The sequence below is a fragment of the Pseudomonas sp. L13 genome (assembly GCF_009935965.1).
GTDB lineage: Bacteria > Pseudomonadota > Gammaproteobacteria > Pseudomonadales > Pseudomonadaceae > Aquipseudomonas > Aquipseudomonas lactis.
The window spans coordinates 1-11,560 of the sequence record NZ_QODJ01000066.1; the positions used below are offsets into that span (position 1 = coordinate 1).

The 11,560-nt window shown below is 58.4% G+C and carries 10 protein-coding genes; 2 read left to right on the forward strand and 8 right to left on the reverse strand.

The genetic code is table 11. From position 1 onward, the window contains the following. Nucleotides 1–314: 314 nt before the first annotated feature. A complete protein-coding gene (zapE, locus tag DK871_RS24330) occupies nucleotides 315–1,421 on the forward strand; it encodes a cell division protein ZapE (RefSeq protein ID WP_161906912.1) in 1,107 nt (368 codons plus the stop codon). A gap of 165 nt (nucleotides 1,422–1,586) precedes the next feature. Next, nucleotides 1,587–2,078, forward strand: a complete 492-nt coding sequence (locus tag DK871_RS24335; RefSeq protein ID WP_161906913.1) for a GNAT family N-acetyltransferase — start codon at nucleotides 1,587–1,589, stop codon at nucleotides 2,076–2,078. A 101-nt stretch (nucleotides 2,079–2,179) separates the two neighbouring features. Here the strand turns inward: DK871_RS24335 and DK871_RS24340 are convergent, their stop codons facing one another. From DK871_RS24340 to DK871_RS28710, 8 genes are all read right to left on the reverse strand, one after another. Beyond that, nucleotides 2,180–2,392, reverse strand: coding sequence for a hypothetical protein (locus tag DK871_RS24340; protein WP_034135463.1), 213 nt, complete (start codon nucleotides 2,390–2,392; stop codon nucleotides 2,180–2,182). Between the two features lie 154 nt (nucleotides 2,393–2,546). Beyond that, complete coding sequence (locus DK871_RS24345) at nucleotides 2,547–3,581, reverse strand: DUF1214 domain-containing protein (RefSeq protein ID WP_161906914.1); 1,035 nt, start codon at nucleotides 3,579–3,581, stop codon at nucleotides 2,547–2,549. A 29-nt stretch (nucleotides 3,582–3,610) separates the two neighbouring features. After that, a complete protein-coding gene (locus DK871_RS24350) occupies nucleotides 3,611–4,564 on the reverse strand; it encodes a transporter (RefSeq protein ID WP_161906915.1) in 954 nt (317 codons plus the stop codon). A gap of 37 nt (nucleotides 4,565–4,601) precedes the next feature. After that, the gene (locus tag DK871_RS24355) at nucleotides 4,602–6,008 is read right to left on the reverse strand and encodes a DUF1254 domain-containing protein (protein WP_161906916.1); all 1,407 of its coding nucleotides are present in this window, start codon (nucleotides 6,006–6,008) and stop codon (nucleotides 4,602–4,604) included. Between the two features lie 67 nt (nucleotides 6,009–6,075). After that, nucleotides 6,076–6,867, reverse strand: a complete 792-nt coding sequence (locus DK871_RS24360; RefSeq protein ID WP_161906917.1) for a hypothetical protein — start codon at nucleotides 6,865–6,867, stop codon at nucleotides 6,076–6,078. A 194-nt stretch (nucleotides 6,868–7,061) separates the two neighbouring features. Beyond that, nucleotides 7,062–9,299, reverse strand: coding sequence for a TonB-dependent siderophore receptor (locus DK871_RS24365; RefSeq protein ID WP_161906918.1), 2,238 nt, complete (start codon nucleotides 9,297–9,299; stop codon nucleotides 7,062–7,064). A 128-nt stretch (nucleotides 9,300–9,427) separates the two neighbouring features. Then, nucleotides 9,428–11,170, reverse strand: coding sequence for a phosphoethanolamine transferase CptA (locus DK871_RS24370; protein ID WP_161906919.1), 1,743 nt, complete (start codon nucleotides 11,168–11,170; stop codon nucleotides 9,428–9,430). Nucleotides 11,171–11,327: 157 nt separating this feature from the next. Beyond that, the gene (locus DK871_RS28710) at nucleotides 11,328–11,504 is read right to left on the reverse strand and encodes a DUF6026 family protein (protein WP_153475996.1); all 177 of its coding nucleotides are present in this window, start codon (nucleotides 11,502–11,504) and stop codon (nucleotides 11,328–11,330) included. Between the last annotated feature and the right edge of the window lie 56 nt (nucleotides 11,505–11,560).

Genomic DNA, 11,560 nt, shown 5'->3' on the forward strand with positions numbered 1-11,560 from the left:
GTTACCGCAGGAATGGATATGTACACAATCCAACTGTGTTGACTGTCAGGCCGCCTTCGCGAGCAAGCCCGCTCCCAGTTGGATAGTGGTGTGTCAGGGAGATTAGTGTCGGCTATCAGGCCGTCTTCGCAGGCAAGCCAGCTCCCACATTTGGATTGTCGGGTGCCAGGTAGATAGGCGTCGGCTATCAGGCCGTCACGGGAGCAAGCTCCCTCGCCACAGGTCCAGCGTCGCACCAACGTTGCGTCGATACCTATGCCGGGACGTGAGATCAAGCTGAGTACATATCCGGTCTATCAGTCATACTGGCAAACATGACTTTCGACTCGCCTCTCGCCGCTTATCAACATGCCATCACCCAGCCGGGTTTCGTCGCCGACGACGCCCAGCGCCGGGCGGCCCATGCCCTGCAAGCCTGTCACGAGGCCTTGCACCAAGGGCGTTCACCGATTGCCGGTGTGTACCTGTGGGGGCCGGTGGGGCGCGGCAAGACCTGGCTGATGGACCAGTTCTACCAAAGCCTGCGCGTGCCGGCGCGGCGCCAGCATTTTCACCACTTCATGGCGTGGGTGCACCAGCGCTTATTCCAGCTCACGGGCACCCAGGACCCCTTGCAGGCGCTGGCACGAGAGCTGAGCCAGGCCGTGCGCGTACTGTGCTTCGACGAGCTGTTTGTGAATGATATCGGGGACGCGATCATTCTCGGCCGCCTGTTCCAGGTAATGTTCGAGGAAGGCGTGGTGATGGTGTGCACGTCCAACCAGCCGCCCGACCAGCTGTATGCCGATGGCTTCAACCGTGAGCGTTTCCTGCCGGGCATCGATGCGCTCAAGCAGCATATGCAGGTGGTGGCGGTGGACGGTGGCGAGGATCATCGTTTGCATCCCGGCGTGGGCATGCAGCGCTATTGGGTGAATCAACCCGAGGCACTGGCGGCGGTGTTCCGACAATTGAGCCAAGGCCAAACCGTGACCAGCGGGGCGGTAAACGTAGGGCACCGCACCATCATGACGGTGCAGGCCAGTGACACCGTGCTTTGGTGTCGCTATGCCGACCTATGTGAGCAGCCCCTGGCCGCCATGGATTTCATGCTGTTGTGTGATCGCTTCCACGCCATCCTGCTGGGAGACGTCTCCAACCTCAGTGCACAGAAACGCCCGGGTCGAATTGCCCGTGGCACTGAAGACGGCGCCGAGCGCGTGGTGGCTGGGGATCGAGAGTTGCCGCAGTTGTCGGTGCACGATGACAGCGTACGGCGCTTTATCGCCTTGGTAGACGAGTGCTACGACCGCAAGGTGCCGCTCTTTATCGAAGCCCGTGTGCCGTTGCAGCACCTGTACACCGATGGTTATTTGGAATTTCCTTTCCGTCGCACCCTGAGCCGACTGCAGGAGATGCAATTGCAACGCTTCGCTATCTAGGAAAAATCGCCGCTTGAGGGCTCATTGCGCGCTTTGATGCGCGCAACCTTCGCACTTTCTGTCAGCTATTTGTCGCGTATCTCCTTCATCTACTGCCGACTCCACGCTTACAATCGCCCCTCTCAAAGGGAAACGATTCCCTGATGGTCGCTATCGAGGAAGGACATGGATACCCCAGACATCCTGGTGCTGCAAGCCAGCTATACCAACGCCGTGCACGCCGACGCCATTGGCCTGTTGCTCAACCATTACGCTGAAGATCCGATGGGCGGCGGCCACAGCCTGCCAGCCGATCTCCTGCAGCAACTGCCCGCCGAACTGGCCAAGCGGCCACACGCGTTCAGTGTGCTGGCGTTTGTGGGGGGTGAGCCAGCGGGGTTGGTCAATTGCTTCGAAGGCTTTTCGACCTTCGCCTGCCGGCCCTTGGTCAATGTCCACGACGTGATGGTGATGGAGCAATTCCGCGGCTTGGGCTTGAGTCAGAAGATGCTGCAAAAGGTCGAGGAAATCGCCCGGCAGCGTGGTTGCTGCAAGATCACCCTCGAAGTACTGGAAGGCAATGCACTGGCGCAGTCGGCATACCGCAAGTTCGGGTTTGACGACTCAGTGTTTGATCCCGCCCATGGGCGGATGCTGTTCTGGCATAAACCGTTGTAATAAATAACCGGCAAAAAAAGGGCGCCATTCAATGGCGCCCAATAAACCTTCGCCAACGGAGCAGAATGGCGCAGGGTGCTACGGATTAAGTAAGCATTAAATCAACTGTTCGGTTGTGCCTGATCAACAGTCTCAGACTTAACCGATTTGCCATCGGCGCTGGCAACTTGCTGTTCAGCCTTGCCGTGGGTTTTTTCTTGAATGAAGCTGAAGTTGTTGTAGAACTCCTTGGAACGCTCTGCACCGCCCTCTGCGAAGGCGGCGGCGGAGGTCAGGGTGATCAGGCTGGCCAGCATCAAGGTCGACATTTTCATCGCGGTATTCCCAATTAAAAGTGATAGGTGTCCGGTCGCTCCGTGATCAGATCATGGAGCGACTATGGCGTTATCTTATTAAGTGGGAATTAACCAAGGCGGCCCTGAAGTTAATGTCGTCAACGTTCAGGGCCGCGTGTAAGCGCTTCTATGATTAACGCACCGCTACCGGCTCGGGAAACTTCCAGCTTGCGTTGAGTATTTGCGCACGGGGTTGATACAGGCGCACGGTATAGTTCCAGCCTGGCACGATTGGCAGGCAATTGGCAGTCTCGGCACTGCAGTTCCCGAACTGAATAACGATCGAGCCATCTTCACTTTTCTTTGCCGTGAGGTTGTTCACGGTGTAGGCGTCAGCCGCATTCTTCTCGAAATAACCTTGCGCGTTATAAAGGCTGACCGACCAGAAGCCGTCCACCGGCACGTCTTTGACGGTGAGGCGATAAGTGGTCTTGCCATCGTTGTTCGCAGGGGTGACGTTCAGGTAAGTGGCATCCTTGTCCGGGTTTCCTCCCCACGCTGACGCTGAGCCGAGAAGATGACGAACGGGGTCGACGTCGGCCTTGGTACCGAAGGCTTTCTTGAAATCTGGGATGGTTGAAGAGAGCACCAAAAGCGCATCGCGTACTTTCTTCTGGCTGACGGGGTCCCAGGCGGGCAGTTCGAGCTTGCCCACGCTTTTCTGGCTGACAGTGATGCTGTTCTGAAGCGCGTGAACCTGTTTGACGTCTTCGGGGTTATTGGGGTCGACAAGGGTACGAACGGCCGTGACCACATAGCGGGTGCCGACATTTTCCCGGGTGAGCGTATGGGTGCCCGCCCCGTAATAAACGTTAGGGGTGTAATGGTCCTCGTTGATGACCTGCAAGGACATGAACCGCTTGCCCGGGTCAGGAAAAGTGAGGGTGACCGGACCGGCGTCCAAATCAAACACCCCGGAAGAGTAAAGCGTATCGCGGTTGAGCCGGATCACTGTCTGGTGGTCGATCGAGGCAGGCTCGCGGCGGTGCAAGAGCTTACCCAGCCCGCCTTGCTTGATCATCGCCGTCAGGTAGACGTCGCTTTCAGCCCGCACGAAATTATCCACGGTCACCGGCACCGTGGCAGATGAATCAACCTCAGCGGCATGGGCGATGCCTGTCAGCGCCAAAGTGGCGGCTACAAGGATGAAAGTTGGGCGTGTGTTCATTGGGATTCCTTTCTTTGGCAGCCTTGCTGTCAGAAAAAAGCCAACGTCAGGTTGATGGCCACGCCATCCCCTTGTGGCCGGTTTTTGGTATCGAATTCCGGCACCCAGCGCGCACTGAGGGTGGCGTCGGCGTCGGCGAATTTTCCACTCCAACCGATGACGGGCCCGGCGCCCACCGAGCGGCCGCGAAAGCCACCGAGGGCGTCGGCGGTATCGCCTTTGTCATCGGTAATTTGCTGCACGTAACCGGCGGCCAGGCCGGCGCTCCAGCCATTGGAAAGCCCCAGGGTCCACAGCGCGTCGAGGGTGAAGATGTTGCCGTTGCGGTAATGAGTGGCATCGTTCTCGGTGTAGAACTCCAGCGCTGCCATCAGGCTGAATTCGCCACCTTTACCGTCCAGGTGAGTAAAGGCGACGGTCGGGATGAAGGTGTAATTGTTCTGCCCGGCGTTGGCCAGGCGATCTTCGTTATAAGCGCCCGTAGGCACGTAAATGGGCAAGGAAAACGCGATGTGGTTGACCTTGTCGAAGTGATACCCCGCCGCAATGGGCGTGACCAGCATGTCCGCAAACTGCGTGCCGGCATCATCGTTGCCCAGGCTGCGTCCGCGAGGCCCCGAAATGCTTGCCGTGACATCGGTGTATTGAACCGGTACGCCAATGGCCGACGCGTAATTCCAGCGCCCTGGCCCCGTATCCCAGACGTGCGTGAAGTTGGCCATGGTGTAAGAGATCTTCATGTCCAGCCCGCTGCTCAGCTCGCCCACGATGGGCACTGACTTTGCACCCTTGAGGCTGGCGTCGTACCAGATGCTGGTCAGCGACATTACCCAGCCGGGCTCAGGCGGAACAATGCCGGCGTTGGAGAATATTTGTTGACCCGTGATGGGCCTGCCGACGCCGCCTTCAGCGGCCTGCAAAGAGGGGCTGCACATGGCGATAAGCACGGTCAGTACCGCTGGCATCTCAAACCGACTGGGCATCAATAAGCGCTCTGCTGGAGAAATGATGGAGGGGCCATTACTGCTTCACCGGTGTCAGCAGCGGCATCTGCCATTGGCCTGTAAGGAATTGCGGCGTTGGCAGGTAAATTCTCAAGACGCCATAAAACGGGCCGTCAGGCGCGGGTAGCCAGTTGTTCTGTTTGTCTTTGCCGGGATTGTCTCGCTGTACATACAGGGTAAGGCCGCCATCGGCGTCGAATTTCAGGTCTGGCAGCATGCGCGAGTTGATCAGGTAGCGGTTAAGCGGGTTAGCCACCAGTAATTTGCTTTGGCCGTCATACATAGTGAGGGACCAGAACGCCTTGGCGGGTGGCAGCTCACCTTTATTGAAATGCAGGATATAGGCTTGTTTTGAGGCATCGGCGGGCTTGCCCAGTGTGTCGACGAAGTAACCGATATAAGCCGCTTCCTGTGTCGAGTTGCCAAAGATCCCCATGTTCGCGCCCGCATAGCGATAGAGGTAATTACCCTTGAGGTGTTCCCGGGTACCGAAAAAGTCGCCGCTGGTGACCTGATGGCTGTCGACTTTATCTTTTTTGAATTGGGCAAATTCGGCCTTGCCGTCGGCAATACCCGACTCGAGTGCCTGACGCTGCTCTGCGCTAAGCGCGGCTAAGTCAAAAGGTTCGCCCGCAGCGATGCCAATCGTTTTGAAACGGGCCAACAACGGTTTCTCCACCGGTTGAGGCGGTGCGAAGCCCAACATGAAGTTCAAATAGCGAAAGAGTTCCGGGCTGTCACTCATGTTGTCGACCGGCACAGGCCAATCCACCTTGGGTGCGGAGGCTGGTGCTGAAGAATGCTCGTACTGGCTCAGAGACTGGACGGTGTAGCCTTGCTGAATGGTCTTGACCTTGGACAGGTCCTGCTCATCGAACAACTGTGTTCGATACAGCGCATAGGCAATGTTACTTTCACTCTGGATAACGCGGTCGATGTTGCTGGGTTTTTCGCCTTTCCAGTCCGGGCCGGCAATCATGAAGTGCCCACCTTTGTTGCCCGTGGTGCGAGTACCCAGGTAATTGAAGTTGTGCGTATAAAGGTCGATCAATTGCACGGAGTAGTAGCGGTTGTGTTCAACCGCCGGCAGCGTGAGCACCAGCGGCTCGGCCCTCAAGTCCATCCACACGAACGAGTAAGGTGTGTCGGAGTTGGGCGTAACGAAGGCGCTGTCTTTGGGCGTGAATACCATGGCGGTATTGCCAATCTGGTTGAACGGCGCTTTGAAATTCGGCCCATTTTCATCCACCGCCTGGGTGTACAGGGTCTTGTACATTTCTACCACGGGGTAGCCATAAAGATAGGCTTGCTTGGCGATCTCTCGGGCCTCTGATGGAGTGGCGGTGAAGTCGGCACTCGCGGCCGTGCTCACTAGCAATGAGAGACCAGCAATCAGCGCATGCACAGGCTTTACAGTGATCATTATCAATTCCTTGTCATCGTCTAGAAATGCCCGGCCCTTGAGCCGCCATGGGTATCTCTTGCACGCACTATTTTCCAAAGGTGACGTTAAGGCCGGCGAACACGGTGAACTGTGGCAGGCCATCGCCTTTGCGCTCGACGGTCCATTGTGGCTCGACGAAGGCGTTCAGGATGTTGGTACCTGCTTTCCAGGCCTTGCCGACACCCAGGCCGATGGGGATGTAATGGGTGTCGTCCTTCAGGTTGAAGGTCCAGGTTGCCGTTGAGCGCAGATACCAGCCCTTGGGCAGGTTATGAATGACGAACGGTTGAAAGGTGGCGCTTTCGACGTGGGCCCGATCATGGTCCCCGGCAAAGGAGCTCTGGTATTGAACCAAGGCCCCAAGAAGGCCACGCGGCGATGAATCGATAGCGACCGCCGCCAAGCCCGCCTGCCATTTTCCAGTGCCCAGTTCATCTTGCGCTGCGGTGGGGGCAGTGATTTGCGGGCCTATACCCAGTTGAACACCGTCGGTCTTGAGCAGGAAAATGTCGAATAAATTCAGATCGCCTATGCCGGTGCTATAGCCGTTGTGGGGGTCCGGACGCGTGCTGATCGGCAGTGTCGCTCGCAGCAACTGAGGAACGCCGATGAAATCATTCGGCGCGATTGGCAACGTGCCGCGCAACAAGGCGTCATTGGTATGCACATTGGTGTCATAGATCTTGGGGGTGTAGTAATCCTGAAGGTTCATGCCGGGCGCGAGGTTGAGCGGGTTGTTGCTTTTGTTCGCGGTGTCGGCATTGTCAGCGAATGCTGCAAAGCTCGGGATCAGGGTTGAGGCCAACAGGAGCGTTCTAATACTGCGCAATTCAGACATGCTTCCATTCCTTGCCGGTTATATCGACGCGTCATAAGCGGTCCTTGAACTAGGCTAGTCACTTTTTCAAAAAAAACCTCGTTGAGTGGATTTTTTCTGTTTTTTGTTAATCCGCACTCCCGAGTAGAGGCAATCATAGGGATTAAATGCCTGGCGCCATCGCCCGGTCGGGCGATGGTCGTGCCTGTGCGCTGTTACAACTTCCAATCCAATGCCAGCGTAACGGAACGCGGCTCGCCCCAATACACGCCGTTATAGAACCCAACGCGCTCGTAATATTTCTTATCAAAGAGGTTATTCACGTTGACCGACGCCGAAACCTGTTCATCGAACTGGTAGCGCGACATCAGGTTGACCACGGTGTAGCCCTGCTGCGTGATTTTCGCCCGGGTGGTGATCGGCCGGCCGTCGCTGTTGCGCTGCCCGGTGGGGCGGTTGCTGAAGTCGTAGGTTTCGCTCTGCCAGTTCACTGCGCCGCCGACTGTCAGCTTGCGCCAGGCGCCCGGCAGGCGATAGGCGCTGGAGATCTTCACCAGGTTCAAGGGTTGGCTGGTGTTAGTGCGTTTGTCTGAGCCATTGACCGAATGGGTGTAGGTATAGCCGGCGGTCAGATTCCAGTCCGGCGTGATTTCCCCGGCGGCTTCCAGCTCGAAGCCGTTGACCTTGTTACCTTTGCCGCCGGATTTGTAGTATTCCTCGCCGGTGACCGGATTGGGCGGTACTGAGTCATCTCGCTCGGCGACGTTGTCCTGGGTGCTCCAGAAGTACGCAGCGGCCAGGTTCAAGCGCTCGTTCAGCACGCTGCCCTTGAGGCCCACTTCGTAGTTACTGCCGACCACCGGCTCCAGGTACTTCTTGTTGGCATCACGGTTGCTCTGGGGTTTGAAGATGTCGGTATAGCTGGCGTAGACGGTGTACTGCGGGGTGATGTCGTAGAGCAGGCCGGCGTAGGGCGTCCACATATCATTGTGGGTCTGGCTGGTTTTGCCCGAAGCGGTCAGTTGGTCGTTGGCATTGTATTCGGGCGTGGCGCTTTCCAGTTCCCAACTGCCGTAACGGCTGCCCAGCACGGCGTGCAAGCGGTCTGTGAGGCTCAGCCGCGTTGCCAGGTAACCGGCTTTCTGTTGCTTCTTGCTGTGCTCACCTTTCAGGTCGGTCACTTGGTCGGTGAACTTGCCGATACCGCCCATATGTTTCCAGTCCTCGATGGGGTAGTAGCTGTCTGGCAGGTCGCTGCGCATAAAGGGCGAGACATCCCGTTGCGCAGCCTCGCCATAGCCCATCATCAGCGCGTGTTCGCGGCCCAGCAGCGTGTAGCTGCCGGCCAGGTTGAGGTCGATGGCCTCCATGCGCGAGGTGCCGCGCATATGGCTGGCCCAGGCCGTCATGCCGCTGCGGTCGGGGTTGGGGAAGCCGGCGCCGCCGTAATACACCTTGCCATCGGTGTCGCTTTGGCGATGGGTGTAGGCGGCCTTCAAGTGCCAGTCGCCGCCGAGCCGATGGTCGAGGGTGGCGAAGGTGGTCTTGTCGGTCAGTGGCCAGGAGCTCCAGTGCGCCGCCATGTTGGTGGAGCGCGGCAGCCTGGCCTTGCCGCCCTGGCTGTTCCAGTAGGGCACGGTGCCCCAGGAGGTGCCCTGTACCTGTTTGTCCTGGTAATCAAAGCCGACGGCCAGCACGGTATCGTCGGAAAGATCGCCCTCGAGAATGCCGTAGCCGACTGCCCGCTGCAGCCCATAGTTGTCACGAAAAGACTTGCTGTCGCGGTAGGCCAGCACGCTGCGCCCGCGCAGCTTGCCGTCGAACGCCAGCGGGCCGCCCACATCAACGTAGCTGTAGTAGTTGTCATGGCTGGCGCCACTGATGCCGGTCTTGGCCTGCCACTGGGCGGTAGGGCGCTTGCGCACCATGTTGACGGTGGCCGAAGGGTCGCCTGCGCCCGTGGTCAGGCCCGTCGCGCCGCGCACTACTTCGATGCGGTCGTAGATGATGGTGTCGGCGTCGGTCTTCATGTAGCCGAAGGTGTTGAGCATGCCGTCAACCTGGAAGTTGTTGATGCCATAGCCTCGGGCGGAGTAGTAGACACGATCGGAGTCGTAATGCTGAACGTTGACGCCCGTGGTCTGGCGCAACACCTCCGTCAGGGTATTAAGATTGAAGTCGTCCATCTGCTGGCGTGTGACCACCGAGATCGATTGCGGGGTTTCCTTGACGGAGAGGTTCAGCCGCGTGGCGGTACTCATCGAACCGGTGGTGTAGGCGCCGGTATGCTCGGTGGTGGAGCCCAGGCCGTCGGCGCTGATAGTGGTCGCGCCCAGTTCCAAGGCTTGGGTAGGGGCTGTTTCGGGGGCGGTGTCGGCCAGCGAATCCGGGCTCAGCGCCAGGCTGAACAGGCCGAGGGTGAAGGTCATGGAACGGGTGAAGGGCGCAAACATCACTGCAGACTCCTTGTCGTCTTTGATACCTCCCCAGGCAGGGAGGGCATGGTTCAAAGACGAAAGGAGCTGCGGAACTTTAGGCTCAAACGAGAATGATTGTTATCTTTCTGTTACAAGGCCCTGGCTTACTTGGCCACCACGTCGGCGCCGTCGGCCTTCTTGGGTTTGATCAGGCTGAAGTCGATCAGCGCCTTCTGCTTGGTTTCGTAAGGGTTGCCGATCAGCAGGGGGCGTGGCTTGAAGCTGTCGCTCACCAGGCTCTTGCTGTGGTCCAGCTCGTCGAAACTCAAGCCTGCCATGTCGGCCCAGGTGTGGATCAACTGCGAACTGCTGTAAGGCCGCTGCAAGTCGCCGGCAAAGCTCCAGTCGTGGCTTTCGCGCCATTTTGGCGAGGCGTAGGCCATGAACGGGATGGTGTACATCGGCGCGGTCGGCTTGCCTTCGTTACGGCCCAGGGTGTCGTGGCCGGCCGAGTCGAACACGTCTTCACCGTGATCCGAGAGGTACAGCAAAAAGCCGTTGGGGTCGGTCTTGGCGTAGTCCTTGATCAGGCTGGAGACCACGAAGTCGTTGTACAGCACGGCGTTGTCATAGCTGTTGTAGGTCGGCAACTGCGCATCGCTGACACCCGCCGGCACGCCCTGGCGGTCGGTGAACTTGTCGAAGGTTTGCGGGTAGCGGTACTGGTAGCTCATGTGGGTGCCCAGCAGGTGCACCACGATGAACTTGCGCTCGGCGGTATCGGCCAGGGCCTTGGAAAACGGCGCCAGTACATCACCGTCGTACTGACGGGCGTTCTGGTTGCGGTTGTTGTTCAAGTACACCTGCTCGTCGGCCTGTTCGGAGAAGGTCGTGAGCATGGTGTTGCGTTTGGTCATGGTCTGCTGGTTGGTGATCCAGAAGGTCTTGTAGCCGGCCTGTTTCATCACGCTGACAATCGACGGCGTCTTGAGGTACAGGTCCGGGTTTTCTTCGTCTGCGAAGGTCAGCACCTGTTGCAGCGCTTCAATGGTGTAGGGGCGCGGGGTGATGACGTTATCGAACACGGCCAGTTGGTCGCGCAGCTTGTCCAGTTCCGGCGTGGTGTTGCGCGGGTAGCCGTAGAGGCTCATGCGCTGGCGGTTGGTCGACTCGCCGATTACCAGGACAAGTGTGGACGGCTGGCCGGCCATGCTGTCCTTGAGGTTGTTCAAGGGCGGGATCTTGCTCGCACTGGTGAGCATGCCTTGCATGTTGTCCAGCTGCTCGGTGTAGCGACGGTAGGCGACGATCATCTGCCAAGGCACGGCAGGCTCGATGCGGGTTTCGAAACGGTCGATGGCCAATTCCATGGTTTCGCTGGTGGCGATCTGCTTGACCAGTGGGTAGCCCACCACCGCCAGGACGATGGCAATGGCTGCCACGATCGACTGACCGCGCGGCAGGTACACCGGGCGCAAGCGCGTCCACAGGAAGATGGCGAAGGCGGTGTGGGCAATGAACGCCAGCACGATCCACCAGGCAAAGTATTGGGTCGCGTATTCGCCGGCTTCAGAGATGTTCGACTCGAACATGATGAAGATGACGCTCTGGGAGAATTCCTGCTGGTAAATGAAGAAATAACCCAGGCTCGCCATGGAGCAGGCCCATAGCACTACGCCGATCAAGGCGGCGAGCAGGCGCGTACGGCGCGGGAACAGCAACATCGGCGCCAGCCACAGCGCGCTCATGAAGAAGGCCTGGCGGAAGCCACTGAAGCCGGAGGTGCCGGTCAGTTGGATAAGAAGTTGGGTAATACCCGAGAAATACCAGAAAAACAGGAATAACCAGCCAAGGCCGGCCCAATCAAAGCCTTTCGCAGTCGTCGTGCTGCGTTTGAACATCGCCATCCAGCGCCCCATCAGAAAAAGATCGTCGCGCACAGGCGCGCAACATCGGGCCGCCCAGGAAGTGAGCGGCATCGCGGAACGGGAGTATCAAGAGGGGAGTGTGAAAACTTTGTGAGTTTTCTGTAGGTATAGCCTTACAAGGCTACGGGTGCGGGCTTCAGCACAGGGCAGGCTTGGCATCCGACGGCTGATCGAGATGGGCTTGAAGGTGTGAGCGCAGGCGCAGGACTTCCTGTTGCAACTGATCACGCTCGTCTTTCAACTGGCGCAGTTCATCGCGACGGATAGTGACGTAGAGGGTCTGTGGCGGACGGGTCATCTGTGCTGTGCTCATTGCTTACCTCGCAAATAGCCGGTAGATCGCGGTGCCAAAACAGGTTTTTGGCAACA